Source organism: Acidobacteriota bacterium, from assembly GCA_028874215.1.
GTDB lineage: Bacteria > Acidobacteriota > UBA6911 > RPQK01 > JAJDTT01 > JAJDTT01.
The window spans coordinates 35,652-49,773 of the sequence record JAPPLF010000096.1 but is presented as its reverse complement, the minus strand read 5'-3'; the positions used below and the strand labels follow the sequence as shown (position 1 = coordinate 49,773).

The window sequence follows — 14,122 nt, the reverse complement described above, 5'->3', positions numbered from 1 at the left end:
TCGGTTACCAAGTCGAAAGGGTCACGACGGCCAGCGGATTTCATCATCGTACAGCGTGTCCCCTATTGCAAAGCCGCGATGAGGAGCGGACTCTCACCTGCGTCGAGCCGACCCGCGTGGCCAGGGTCGTCGTGAGGTGTGGCGTCGGAGAAGGTCTGATATCCTTGTGTGTACATCGAGTCACAATTCATGTCGCGCATTTCACAATTCGAATCAACTGAGGGGCCGGCAGTTCCGCGGGGGTTCAAGATCCCTTCCTCAGATTGCCCAGGGAGATTCCACATGATGAAATCGGTATCCGTCTACTTACTCTTCCCGGCCCTAGTGGTGGCGATCCTCCTCGCCATGCCCTATTCCCACGCTCAATCGAGCAGTCTGAGCGGAGTCGTCACCGACGAGACCGGCGGCGTGCTTCCCGGCGTCGAGATTTCGATCGTGAACGAGGCCAACGGGCTCCAGCGAACGGTCATCTCCACCGATGAGGGACTTTACGTCTTTCCGCAGCTCCCTCCCGGCTCCTACACGCTGTCGGCGATACAGCCGGGCTTCAATCCGGTGACCGTTGAAGACATCATGTTGCTCGTCAACACCAACCTCGAGATTCCCGTGAATTTCGCCGTCGAGGCGCTCACCGAGTCCGTCACGGTCTCCGCCGCGGCCAGACAACTCAACACCACCGATGCGTCGGTCGGGAATGCGTTCGGAACCAAGCCGATCGGACAGTTGCCGCTCAATGCGCGAAATCCGGCCGGGCTGCTTTCGCTGCAAGCCGGGGTCACGTTCCTGACCGCGGACCCGCTGGACGCCCAATTGTCGGGAGACATCCGGAACGGAACCGTCAACGGAGCTCAGAGCGACCAGTCGAACGTCACGCTTGACGGGGTCGACGTAAACGACCAGAACGGCCGCCTGCCCTTTACCAGCGTCCTTCGCAACACGTTGGATTCGATCCAGGAATTCCGGGTGGTGACGACCACGGCGAACGCCGACCAGGGCCGCTCGTCAGGAGCGCAAGTGTCGCTGGTGACCAAGAGCGGGACCAACGACATCCACGGGTCGCTCTATGAATACCACCGGAACACGGTCACGGCGGCGAACGATTTCTTCAACAACCGGGCCGGCGTCGATCGTCCGAAGCTCATTCGGAACGTCTTCGGCGCCTCTGTCGGAGGGCCCATCAAAAAGGATCGATTCTTCTACTTCCTCAATTACGAAGGCCGCCGGGACGCCAGCGAGGGCAGCGCGGTGCGGCGGGTGCCGACGGCCTCCATGCGTAACGGAATCGTCCGGTACAAGACCGTCGGCGGGGAGGTCCAGACCCTCAGCCCGGAGTTCATCCGCACCAGGATCGATCCGCTGGGGACCGGTCCCAATTCGGCCACGCTCGACTATTTCAGGTCCTTTCCCGAGCCTAACGACACCACCGTCGGAGATGGTCTCAACACGGCCGGGTACCGGTTCACGGCCTCGACACCCCTGGTCTGGAACACGCTCATCTCGAAGCTGGATTGGAACGCGGATGGAACCGGGTCACACCGCATGTTCCTGCGCTTCAACTATCAGAACGACCGGATCACCAGTCTGCCCCAGTTTCCCGGCCAGCCTCCGAACACGGAGACGGCGGACACCAGCCGCGGGTTTGCGGTCGGGTACGACGGTTCCTTCGGACCCAACGTCATCGGCACCTTCCGCTATGGCTTCACTGGCCAGAAGTTGAACTTTTCGGGAGTCCAGTCGGCATCCCGGGCAAGTATCGGAGACAGCATCATCGACGATATCGAGGGGTCGACGACACCCCGGGACAGCTACTTGCCGACGCAGACCGCCGGGGCGGACTTCTCGGTGATCCGCGGTTCGCACACCCTCCAGTTCGGCGGGGTGCTGTTCTCGGTCCGGAACCAACGTGAGAGCTACGGCAACAGCTTTCACTTCGCGAAACAGGCTGCCTGGGCGTTCGCCGACGGCCCCGCCGTATTCGACACGCCGCTTCCCGCGGCCCCCGCCAACCCCGGTGTCTACCGGGAGACCATGGCGACCGCTCTCGGGGTCCTCAACTTCTTCGACGCAAATTACAACTACGACCTGCAAGGCAATCCGTTGCCCTTCGGAGAGCCCGTCAGCCGGACTTTCGGAGCGGAGCAGTTTGAACTCTATGCGCAGGACATCTGGCGCGTAAAACCCGGCTTGACGGTCACGGCCGGCCTGCGTTGGTCGATGATGCCGCCGGTGCGGGAAGTGAATGGACTGCAGGTGAGCATCACCCCGGGTCTCGACGAGTACATTGCGCGCCGTCTGGACCTGGCGGCCAACGGCCGGCCCACCCGCGACGCCGGGGCCATCGGCTTCGTGCCGGCGGACGACCCGCGAGGCGGCCCGCTGTGGACCACCCACTACAAGAATTTCTCCCCCCGGCTTGCCGTGGCCTACTCCCCGGACTTTGCCGACGGTTTTCTGGGCAAGCTGTTCGGCGGCCTGGGCCGGACATCGATCCGGGCCGGGGCGGGCATCTTCTACAGCAGCTTCGGGATGGGCATCATGCAGATGCTGGACCGGAACGCGTTCGGCCTCACCAGCAAGGTGACCAACCAGATCGCCACGGTGGCGGGTTCGCCTCGCTTCACCGGTCTTTCCACTCCCCCTGCGGCAGGGATTCTGCCTCCGCCGCCGGGAGGGCCCGGCACGCCGAACCCGACCGGACTCGGATGGAGCCAGGGAGTCGACTCCAGCGTGCGGCCCCCCTACACCATCAACCCCACCTTTTCTCTGGCCCGCGAGTTCGACGGAGGATTTCTGCTCGAGGTCGGCTATGTGGGCCGGTTGGGCCGCAGACTGCTGGTCAACGACACTGCCTCGGCCCAGTACGTCAACTTCAAGGACCCGGTGTCCGGCGCGTATCTGCTGGATGCGCTCCAGGATCTGGAACTCATGGTCCGGCGCGGAACGCCGACCGAGTCCGTGCCGGCAATTCCGTTCTTTGAAAACCTCTATTCCGGCGCGGCTACCGCGGACGTATCCGCGACTCAAGCCGTCTACGACGTCATCCGGGCCAGCAGTCCCGACACCGGAACGGCCATGTACTACATTGACTACGCCTGCGCCCCGTTCTGCAGCGATCTGGGGGCGGGCGCGTTCATGAATCCCCAGTTCTGGGCCTTCGACGCGCTCCGGTCTTTCGGGACCTCGACCTACCACTCGATGCAGGTGTCGCTGCGCAAAGCCTTCTCCAGCGGGTTCCAATTCCACCTGAACTACACCTTGTCCAAGTCCATGGACCTGGTCTCCGTCGGCGCGCGCCGCGGCGTCGGTGAACGGTTCGGTCAGATTCCGGGAGACACCTACTGGTCTGCGTTCAGCGTCATCAACTCCTGGGACCGGGAGTCGCAGCGGGCCGTTTCCGACTTCGACATGCGCCACCAATGGAACGCCAACTGGGTGGCCGAGTTGCCCATCGGCCAAGGGAAGGCCCTGCTTCCCGACCTGGGGCCGGCGGGACAGGCTGTGCTCGGCGGCTGGCAGGTCAGCGGCCTGATGCGCCTGACGTCGGGCCTGCCGCTGAGCGTGCTGAACGGCTTGGCGTGGCCGACCTGTTATTGCTATCAGCACTTCGCGGAAGTCGACGGAGCGCTACCGGAGCAGACGAACACCAAGAACGCGAGGCTGATCGGAGGGGGCAGCGGACCCAATGTATTCAGCGATCCGGCGGCGGCCCTGGCGTCTTTCAGACAGGTCCTGCCCGGCGAAGTCGGGCAGCGCAACAATCTGCGCGGCGATGGAATATTCTCCATCGACATGGCCATCGGAAAGCGTTTTCCCCTGCCGTTCGAGGGTCAAAGCATTCAGTTTCGGGCCGAGGCCTTCAACCTGACCAACAGCGTCCGGTTCAACGCCGACGTCTGGGAGACTCTCTCCTTCACTTTTCCGGGGAGCTTCGGGAACTACTCTTCGGTGATGATTCCACCGCGGGTGATGCAGTTCGGCCTGCGCTACGAGTTTTAGCATAGGCACATCGAAGCCGGCGAATGGTAAAATGTCCCCGGTCATGGAGAGCCATTCCCGGATCCGGTCCCTGTTGGTCTGTTCCGTCCTCTCGACCTGGTGGTTCGGCTGGGGTGATCAACTGGCCGCCCAGACCGAAGAATCGGCCCGGATCGAGTTTTTCGAGCGCCGGGTGCGCCCCCTCCTGGCGAAGCACTGCTTCGCCTGCCACGGAGACGCCATCGAACAACCCCAGGGAAATCTGAAGGTCGACGGGCGTGCGGAACTCTTGAAGGGCGGCAATCGCGGACCCGCCATCGTTCCGCACCGGCCCGACGAGAGTCTGCTGATCCAAGCGGTGCGGGGGGAGCCGATTCAGATGCCGCCCGGAGGCAGGCTCAAGGAGCGGGAAGTCGCCGACCTGGTGGAGTGGGTCCGGCTGGGCGCGCCCTGGCCCGAGGCACAGGCGGCCGCATCCCCGCCGGTGGCCGAAGGGGATGAGCCGGACTGGGAAAAGATCCGCGCCGGCCACTGGGCCTGGGAACCGGTCCGAAAGCCGGCGCCTCCCAAGATGCCGGCGGAGTCCTGGATTCGGAATCCCATCGACTCCTTCGTGCTGGCGAAACTGGAATCGGCGGGACTGGAGCCGGCTCCGGCGGCGGACTCCCGCACCCTGGTCCGAAGGATGCACCTGGATCTGGTCGGTCTGCCGCCCACGCCGGACGAGGTGGCTGAATTCGTGAGCGCGTTTGGCCGGGACCGGCGAGGAGCCGTCGATCAGAAGATCACCGAGCTTCTGGGCTCCGTCCGCTACGGCGAACGTTGGGCCCGCCATTGGCTGGACGTGGCGCGGTACAGCGACGGGTTCGGCGGATTCCTGGATCGGCGGAACCGGGAACTGACCCAAGCCTGGCGCTACCGGGACTGGGTCGTCTCCGCCTTCAACCACGACCTGCCCTACGACCGTTTCGTCAAGCTCCAGATCAGCGGCGACCTGGTAGGGGAAACCGGGGATGCCGTGGCCACCGGATTCTTCGCCCTGGGACCGTACTATACGTCCGACGGCGGCGACCCCGACAGCGTGGCCCAAGCCCGGGGCGAGACCCTGGACGACCGGATCGACACTCTGACTCGCGGCTTCATGGCGGTCACGGTTTCCTGCGCCCGCTGTCACGACCACAAGTTCGATCCCATTCCCCAGCAGGACTACTACTCCCTGGCCGGCATCTTCGACAACACCGTGACCAGTGAGCTGCCCCTGGTCCCGGAGGGGGTGGTCGATGCCTATGAGGCCCACCAGGAGAAGATCAAGGCGCTGCAGAAAAAACAGGGGGACCTCGGGGCTCTGGCCCGGGAGGAGATGAGGGAGCTGTCGCCCGAAGAGAAAGAGCTGATCAAGCAGTTGAAGGCGGAGGTCGAGAAGCTCAAGGAGGAGGCGCCGGCCAAGTACGATTTCCTCCAGGTTCTGGCCGAGGCGGGGAATCAGGACATGCCTCTGGCGGTTCGGGGCAACCTGCGAACACCGGGGGATATGGCGCCGCGGCGTTTCCTGAAGGTCCTGTCCGGGACCGGCACACCCCGGTTCAACCAGGGGAGCGGGCGGGTCGAGCTGGCCGAGGCCGTGGCCAGTTCGTCCAATCCGCTGACGGCGCGGGTGATGGTCAATCGGGTCTGGATGCATCATTTCGGCAAGGCGCTGGTCCGGTCGCCCGGCAACTTCGGGACGCTGGGCCGGAATCCGACCCATGGGAAGATGCTGGACTGGCTGGCTGCCAGCTTCATGGAGTCGAATTGGTCGATCAAGTCGCTGCACCGGCTGATCATGACCTCGGCCTCCTATCAGATGAGCAGCCGGTTCGATGCCCGGGCCTTCGCCGTCGACAGCGACAACGAGCTGCTCTGGCGCATGAACCCCCGCAGAATGGACGTGGAATCGTGGCGGGATTCCCTGCTGGCCGTGACCCGGGAGTTGGACCTGGAGATGGGCGGCCCGCCGGTGGACGACATCACCGGCAGCAATCGGCGCACGCTCTACGCCAAGGTCAGCCGCAACGGCGACCAGTCCGGTTCCGACCAGTTCCTGCGGCTCTTCGATTTCCCCATCATGAGGGCCACCGTTCCTGAGCGGAGCGCCAGCATCGTCCCGCAACAGTTTCTTTTCCTGATGAACAGCCCCTTCATGGTGGATCGGGCCAAGGCGCTCTCCAAAAGGCTCGAGAGCGAGTCCGCCGATGACTCGGAGAGAATCGGCCGTGCCTACCGGCTCCTGTTCAGCCGGTTCCCGACCGAGGAGGAAACCCTCATGGGCCTCCGGTTCTTGCAATCCGATTCCCCGTCCGGTTCCGAACTGACTCCCTGGGAGCGCTACGGCCAGGTCCTCATGAGCTCCAACGAGTTCATGTACGTGCGGTAGCCTCTCGCCGAGTGTCCTTCAGCGACAATCTCTCCTTTTGAAACGTTCTTACTTCGTTGCAGTTGATTCAGGCCGTGGCTGCGTGGTTACGACGCCCCTTCCGATGTCAGCGAGATCGTGAGACAATAAACTCAAAGTTTTCAGGAGATTGAAGCCATGTTTCACCCGCCGCACCCTCCGCCGTTGGACCGCCGCGACATGCTGCACCGGCTGGGTGCGGGATTCGGCGTCCTGGGTCTGGCGGGCGTCCTGGCTGACGAGCGTGTTCTGGGGACCGGGGATTCGGGAGCGCCGCTCTCGGCAACGGGTTCGCCGCTGGCGCCCAGGGCGCCCCATTTCGCTCCCCGGGCCAAGCACGTGATCCAGCTCTTCATGCCGGGCGGGCCCTCCCAGGTGGACACCTTCGACTACAAGCCGGAGATCCGGAAGTACCAGGGACAGCGTCCCGCCATCGTGGACCGGAAATCCCTTCGGAACACCAAGAACGGGCTCTTTCCGTCGCCTTTCGGATTCAAGCGGTATGGCGAGTGCGGCAAGTGGGTCAGCGACATTTTCCCGCGCGTGGGCGAGTGCGTCGACGACATCTGCTTCATTCACTCCATGCACACGAACATACCGGAGCACGCCGGGGCCATCCTGATGATGAATCTGGGCCACCTGCAGCCCAGCCGGCCCAGCATGGGTTCCTGGCTGGTCTACGGACTGGGTTCCGACAACCAGGATCTTCCCGGGTTCGTGGCCATGAGCCCCCGGGGCCAGCCGCGCGGAAAGCTGGCGAACTGGGGGAACTCCTTCCTCCCCGGGGCGTATGCCGGAACCTACGTGAACCTGCACGAGATGAAGCCGGACCGCATCTTGAGGGACCTCAAGAACAACTGGCTGCCCCGGACCGAGCAGCGCCAGCAGGTCGATCTCCTGACCCGCCTCAACCGGCTCGACCTGGAGCGGCAGCAACGGGACCAGAACCTGGAGAGCAGCATCCAGGCCATGGAGATGGCCTTTCGGATGCAGTTTGCCGCCCCGGAGGCGTTCGACCTCTCCCAGGAGAGCAAGGCCACTCGGGAACTCTACGGCGACACCGAGTATGCCAAGGGCTGCCTGCTGGCCCGGCGCCTGGTGGAGCGGGGAGTGCGGATGGTTCAGATCTCCCACTCCATCGACCACTACGACATCGCGTGGGATACGGGGCACAGCGACATCGCCGGTGGTCACAAGAAGCTGGCCGATGCCTGCGACCGGGGGATCGCGGCCCTGATCAAAGATCTGAAACAGCGGGGCATGCTGGACGAGACACTGGTGATCTGGGGCGGAGAGTTCGGCCGGGCGCCCACGTCGGAGGGGCAAAAAGGAAGGGACCACGACCACTACGGCTTCACCGTCTGGATGGCCGGCGGCGGCGTCAAGGGAGGCTTCAGCTACGGCGCCACCGACCAGTTCGGGCTCACGGCGGTGGAGAACCGGGTGCACGTCCATGACCTGCACGCCACCATCCTCCACCTCATGGGCATCGACCACGAACGGCTCACCTACCGCTATTCGGGCCGGGATTTCCGCCTGACCGACGTGCACGGGAAGGTGGTCCACGACATCATCGCTTGAGCGCCCGCGGCGGCCGCCGCGGTTTTCCCACGGAGTTGACAATGGTCGCTGACACGGATCGCAGGAACTTTCTCAAGACTCTGGGAGCCGCCGCCGGAACGGCCGCCCTGGGCCTATCCAAGGCCGGGTGCGCGCCGCCGCCGGACGCCGGTCCGGAACGTCCCTCCCACCTGGTGAGGTTCGGACACACCGACCTGTGGGTCTCCCGGCTGTGCCAGGGAACCGCGTTCCGGAGCCATCTCTCCCGACGGGGGGACAGCAAAGAGGCCCACGATTTCTTGAGCCACTGCATCGACGTGGGGATCAACTTCTTCGATACGGCCGAGGCCTATGGGTCGGGCGAGTCGGAGATCGCCCTGGGCCACGGAATTGCGGGCCGCCGGCACGAGGTGGTGATCTCCACCAAGGCCAATCCGCGCGTCGATGGTGAGAGGATCGCCGTCACCGAGCCGATCCTGAGAACCCGGGTGGAAGGCAGTCTCAAGCGCCTGGGAACCGACTACATCGATCTCTATTTCCTCCACGCCGCAGACCGGAAGACTCCCTCCTTTCATGACGAGAAGCCGGGCCGGGATGCTCCGACGCGGGCTCATATGGAAGAGATCGCCGCCGCCATGACCGCCCTGGTCGAGTCGGGCAAGATCCGCTATTGGGGGGTTTCCAATCACCTGCCAAGGCAGGTGGAGGAACTCTTGGAATCGGGGAATCAACCCGGCACGGCTCCCTTGGCGGGGCTGCAGGACTATTTCACCATCGTGGCCGGAGATCGCAGAAGCCTCATGGTCGACGGGCTGTTCCCCTTGATTCGGCGCGGAAACCTGGGACTCATGGCCTTCAGCCCCTTGGGAGGGGGCAGCCTTGTGCCGGGACGGGAGGTCCCTGACGGATCCGCTCTCATGGACGTGGTGACGGTCCTGGACGAGGTGGCAGGGGAGCTGGGGGTCACGCGGCCCCAGGTCTGCGTTGCCTGGGTGGCCGCCCATTCCGAGGTGGCCAGCGTTCTCTCCGGCGCGGAAAAACCGGAGCACGTCGAGGAAAACCTCAAGGGGACCCAGTTGACTCTGCCGGCCCCGGCCATGGACAAGCTCAACGTTGCGGCGGCAGGCTACGCCGTCCGAATGATCCAGGAGCAGGCGGCCACCCACCGATTCGGCGACCGCTCCGGAAGGCCGGCGCCGGCGTAAGGCGGCCCCCGCCCCGGCTTCTTCAACGGCAGTTCAGGAGACCCGCCACCGGACGACACCCATGTGGTAGCGCTGGTGCATGGGGATCTGCTGGCAGTAGTAGGCGGTGACGATGGTGCCGTCCTTCAGTTGCACGCTGGAGGGGTAGCCGCCGTCGACGCCCCCCGGCCGCGTGTTCGCCCGGCGCACCGTCGTGTTGAAGAGGACTCGCGGCGCGCGCCAGGTCAGGCCCTCGTCGCGGCTGATCCGGGCGAAGACCCCCAACATTCCCCGCAGCCGGGAACCATAGGTGAGCAGGATCCCCCCGTCCTGCAATCGGATGAGGTTGGCCGGCATCTGCCCCGGAAGGGATGCGGGGCCCAGATGCTTCCAGGTCTGTCCGGCATCTTCCGAGACCGAGATGTGGGTATGACTGTTCCGGTGGGTCCGGGTGGCCGCCAGGAGCCGGGTTCCGCCGGTGACGAGCAGGGTCGACTCGTTGAAGTCGTCCACGCCGATGGGGCGGGGGTTGCCCCAGGTGCGCCCGTCGTCGTCGCTGTAGAAGATCCAGGCCGTATTGTGCCGGATGTGGTCGCCCGTGTAGCCCGTAACGGCCAGGCGGCCGTCGGGCAGGGCGACGATGTCGCCGAAGGGAATGACGTGATCCGCGCCGGGGGGCAGTTCCAGGCTGCTCCGGCAGGTCCAGGTCCTGAGGCCGTCGGTGGACCGGCAGACCACCGATTGCAGGACGGGCCTCATCTTGGTGACCGGATCGGGAGGCGCCACCTTGGAACCGCTGCAGAGGACCACGAAGGAGCCCTTTGGCGTGAGGCCGGCCGCCAGGTCCTTCCGGTTGGTCCCCGGTTCGTTGGGGGCCGGGACGCTCACGAAGCTCCACATGCGGCCTCCGTCAACGCTTCTCCAGCACTCGGCGGCTCCGTCGCAGAAGCCGTGGCAGGGACTCCCGAAGATGGTGGCGACGATGGAATCGTCGGGCATGAGGGTCAGGTTGGGCCAGGCGCACTTGTTGTCGATGGCGACGAAGCGCTCCACCCGGTCCATGTGGACGAGGTGGCCGGTATCGCCGCTTTCGGCCGATGCCGGCGCCGGTGCTCCAAAGGCTGGCGCCTTCGCCGTTCCGATCCCGGCCAGCCCCAGGAGGGACGAGCCCACCATCCCGCGGCGGGTGAGCGTGCGGGCACGGAAGTGTCGTTTCATGCTGAACCTCCGGTGGAAAATGCGGACTAACGGCGGCCGAGTCCGAACTCGCTCCCCATGGTGACGACCTTGCCGTCCCGGAAGTGCACCTCGATGAACTTGGAGCTGGCGAAGGGGCGGCCGTTTTCGTCCCTGAAGACTCCCACACGTTTCTTGGTTCTGGCGTCGAAGATGTCGGGGGCGTGGGAATAGGCGTATTTGCCGTCCAGGCTGAAGGTGACCCAGCCGTGGCCTCCCATGGAGAGATTCACGTGACCCATCTCCCGGGGCGGCATCTGGGTGGCGTCGAAGTAGAAGAGCTTCCGGCCCGCCTGGTCGCTGATCCACAGTTCCTTGTGGTCCGGTGTCAGACCGGCGCCGTGGGTCCGATGGCGAATCTTCTCCTTGCCGGCGAAGACCCGGTGCAGGAGCTTGCCCTGTTTCAGATCGACCACGTCGAACCCGACGTGCTTCCCCAGGCAGACGAAGGCCAGGCTGTGGTCGCGGGTGACGGTGTACGGAAAGATCATGTACTCGCCCACGTCGGGGATCTGGCGGACGATGCTGTCGTCCCGAATGTCGAACATGGTCAGCATGGTCCGGGTTCCCAGGAAGACGTGCCGTCCGTCCAGGCCCACGATGCTGTTGTGGGCGTTGGGGCCCACGGGGATCCGCTTGATGAATTCCCCGTTTCGGGCATTGATCACCACGAAGCCGGCGTCTTCCTCCGTGTACCAGAATCCGGTGGGAGCGTAGATCTTCTTGCCGTCCAGGGTGATGGAGGAACGGTCGCAACATCCCGGCGCGAAGGTGTTCTCCCACACGATCTTCTCCGTCTCCAGGTCGAAAGCGCCCAAGCGATGGTTGGTCGTGGAGTAATAGACGGCGTGGTTGACCAGGCTTCCGGTGAATCCTCGAAGCCCTTCCTGGAAGATGGGGACGTGGATCCTCCGGACAAACTTGTGGCCGTTGTCGATATCGAAGATGAGGATTCCGGTGCCGGAGCGGCCTTGCACCTGAGCTCCGTCCGGTGTGCTCATGTAGAGGTAACGCCGGGTTTCGGATTGGCCCGGGAGCATGGTCCCGAGGGCCAGAATAATTGCAACGATGAAAGTCAGGCGTGACATGGCCGGAATTCTACTTCTCCGGTCCGGAGACTGTCCATCCGGGCCAGGATGCCAAGCCGCGCACGATGAATCTTGTCCAACTGCCCGCCGCAGGACTGCGCCGTAGTAAACTGATGGGATTGACGCGACTCTTTTCGCTGCCGCGGCCGACGAAGCGGAATTCAGGCAGGAGGAATTTCCCGTGAATAGTTTGGTGGGACAACCCCGGGAGGCGCTGGACACGCCGGCCCTGATGGTGGATCTGGATGTACTTCAGCGCAACATCGGCCGCATGACGGGGACCATCATTCGCGACGCCAAGGTGGGCTGGCGGCCCCATACCAAGGCCATGAAGACGCCGGCCCTGGCGAAACTGTGCCTCGAAGCGGGGGCTCATGGCATCACCTGCGCCAAGCTGGGGGAGGCGGAGGTCATGGCCGACGCCGGCATCCGCGACATCCTGGTGGCCAACCAGATCGCGGGTCCGACGAAGATCGACCGTCTGGTCGACGTCTGCCGCCGGGCCGACGTGATGGTCTGTGTGGACCAATTCGAAAACGTCCGGGAGATCGACCGCGCCGCCGCAGCCAGGGGCGTTCGTCCCCGGGTCCTGATCGAGGTGGACGTGGGAATGCAGCGCGCCGGAGTCCTGCCGGGAGAACCCACCATCTCCCTGGCCCGCCGGATCGCCCGGTTGCGGCACGTCCGCTTCGCCGGATTGCAGACCTGGGAGGCCCATGCGCTGTTCGAACCGGACATGGGCAAGAAGAAACGGATGATCGAGGAGGCGTTGGGGAAGCTGACGGGCACGGCCCAGGCCATCCGGGATTCGGGGATTCCGGTGGAGATCGTCAGTTGCGGCGGCACCGGGACCTACTGGATCAGCGCTTTCGTTCCCGGCGTCACGGAGATCGAGGCCGGTGGCGGCATCTACTGCGACATCTCCTACCGCCGCCAGTTCGGCGTGGAACACGAGTTCGCACTGACGATCCTGTCCACCGTGACCAGCCGGCCCCACCCCTCCCGCATCATCTGCGACGCGGGATTCAAGACCATGGGCCGGGTCGACGCGGATCCCGAGGTCCTGGGAGGGATCGATGCCAAGGAGTTCGTGATGTCAGCGGAGCACGGAATCATCCGGTTGGCCGAGCCCGGCGAATCGCCCCGGGTGGGGGACAAGATCGAGATCATCCCCGGATACTCGGACTCGACGGTGTTCCTGCACGATGTCCTGTACGGAATCCGCAGCGGTCGCGTGGAGACGGTCTGGCCGCTGGTGGGCCGGGGGAAACTCCAGTAATCGGCCGGAGTCCGATCAGTTCCTGCCGATGCAGAACAGGGTGTTGTTGGTCCGGACGAACAGTTGCCCCTGGGCTGCGATCACGGTGGAGCGGACCGGGGCTTCTTCCGCGTCGCCCATGGCGATGTTGTTGAGGATTTCACCGTCCGCAGCGTCCACGATCACCACGTCCCCGTCGAAATTGATCAGGTAGAGCTTGCCGTCGCCGGCCAGGGGCGAAGCCTCGTACTTGCTGCGTCCCGGCGTCTGAATCGTCCACTTCACCTTGCCCGTCTTGGGTTCGACTCGCGAGAGGGACTTCCGCACGTCGCTCAGGACGAAGAAGTCTCCGTCGTAGTAGGCGGGAGTGGGCACGTCTGAGGTCACCGCCCGGACGTCCTTGCTGACCCAGGCGATGGAGCTGTCGTCCAGCCGTCCGACCCCGCCCGTCTTGATGGCGTAGATGGGGTCCCGCTTGGGGGCGCAGGCCAGGATCACGTCCTCGTTGGCCACGGGGGAGGGAACCAGGCGCCAGTGCCGGATGCGCGTGGGATTCCAGGTTCCCCAGCGCCACAGCTCCTTTCCGGTCTCCAGGTCGTGGCCGCTGAGGTCGTCGCCTCCCACCACCAGCAGCTCGCGCCGCCCGTTGTGAACGAAGGGGACCGGGGTGGTGAAGGCCTCGCGGGATTCGGCCACCGCCTGGCTGGGGCGGAAGCTGCGCCACAAGGTCTCGCCGGTCTCCGGTTTCATGGCCAGGATGTAAGACCGGTTCTTGCGGTCCTTCAAGCCGCGTCCCTCGATGGGGACGTCGCGCTGCAGTACCTGGAGGTAGAGCTTCCCGTCGAAGATCAGGGGGCTGGAGGAGAAGGTCCAGAAGAACGCGAATTCGCCGTAGTCATGCCCGATGTGCCGGCGCCAGAGCTGATGCCCCGAAAAGTCGAACGCCGCCATTTCTCCGTTGCCATAGAAGAAGACGACCACGTTGCCGTCGGTGGCGGGCGACGGCGACGCGTAATCGCTCCGGGTGTCCCGGCTGATTCCCGTGGAGACTTCCCGTTGCCAGAGCAGCTTGCCGCTGGTCCGGTCAAAGCAGAGGGCTTTCAGCGAATCGGCATTCGGGTCCGTGCTGGAAACGAAGACGTGATCCTCCCAGACGGCGGGCGTGGCCGCGCTGGGTCCGGGCAGGGCGGCGCGCCAAGCGATGTTCTCGGTCGGCGACCACTGAGTGGGCAGGGCCTGCTCAGGCGTCGATCCGTTGTAGCTCGGACCCCGGAAGTGAGGCCAGTTGCCGGAGTGGAGGGGGACAGCGGTGGAGAGAATCAGCACCAGGGAAGGCAGATATTTCATGGTTTTGAACTCCGAAGTCGTTGGATCGGAACACTTGCATCAT

8 protein-coding genes are annotated in these 14,122 nt (G+C 64.6%); 5 read left to right on the top strand and 3 right to left on the bottom strand.

Annotation, left to right across the window (positions count from 1 at the left end; translation table 11 throughout):
- Window positions 1–282: 282 nt before the first annotated feature.
- From OXT71_19090 to OXT71_19075, 4 genes are all read left to right on the top strand, one after another.
- Window positions 283–3,996 carry a carboxypeptidase-like regulatory domain-containing protein gene (locus tag OXT71_19090; GenBank protein ID MDE2928494.1) on the top strand — a complete coding sequence of 1,238 codons (3,714 nt, stop codon included), beginning with the start codon at window positions 283–285 and terminating at the stop codon, window positions 3,994–3,996.
- Window positions 3,997–4,027: 31 nt separating this feature from the next.
- Window positions 4,028–6,388 carry a PSD1 and planctomycete cytochrome C domain-containing protein gene (locus OXT71_19085; GenBank protein ID MDE2928493.1) on the top strand — a complete coding sequence of 787 codons (2,361 nt, stop codon included), beginning with the start codon at window positions 4,028–4,030 and terminating at the stop codon, window positions 6,386–6,388.
- A gap of 156 nt (window positions 6,389–6,544) precedes the next feature.
- A complete protein-coding gene (locus OXT71_19080; GenBank protein MDE2928492.1) occupies window positions 6,545–7,987 on the top strand; it encodes a DUF1501 domain-containing protein in 1,443 nt (480 codons plus the stop codon).
- A gap of 41 nt (window positions 7,988–8,028) precedes the next feature.
- Entirely contained in the window at window positions 8,029–9,171 is a 1,143-nt protein-coding gene (locus tag OXT71_19075) for an aldo/keto reductase (GenBank protein MDE2928491.1), read from the top strand.
- Between the two features lie 33 nt (window positions 9,172–9,204).
- Here OXT71_19075 and OXT71_19070 read toward each other — a convergent pair whose 3' ends face one another.
- A complete protein-coding gene (locus tag OXT71_19070) occupies window positions 9,205–10,368 on the bottom strand; it encodes a sialidase family protein (protein MDE2928490.1) in 1,164 nt (387 codons plus the stop codon).
- A gap of 26 nt (window positions 10,369–10,394) precedes the next feature.
- A complete protein-coding gene (locus tag OXT71_19065) occupies window positions 10,395–11,474 on the bottom strand; it encodes a hypothetical protein (GenBank protein ID MDE2928489.1) in 1,080 nt (359 codons plus the stop codon).
- A gap of 181 nt (window positions 11,475–11,655) precedes the next feature.
- On the opposite strand from OXT71_19065, the gene OXT71_19060 reads away from it, so the two are divergent.
- Window positions 11,656–12,753 carry a DSD1 family PLP-dependent enzyme gene (locus OXT71_19060; protein ID MDE2928488.1) on the top strand — a complete coding sequence of 366 codons (1,098 nt, stop codon included), beginning with the start codon at window positions 11,656–11,658 and terminating at the stop codon, window positions 12,751–12,753.
- Window positions 12,754–12,768: 15 nt separating this feature from the next.
- On the opposite strand, the gene OXT71_19055 is transcribed toward OXT71_19060, so the two are convergent.
- Window positions 12,769–14,079 carry a PQQ-binding-like beta-propeller repeat protein gene (locus OXT71_19055; GenBank protein MDE2928487.1) on the bottom strand — a complete coding sequence of 437 codons (1,311 nt, stop codon included), beginning with the start codon at window positions 14,077–14,079 and terminating at the stop codon, window positions 12,769–12,771.
- Window positions 14,080–14,122: the final 43 nt, after the last annotated feature.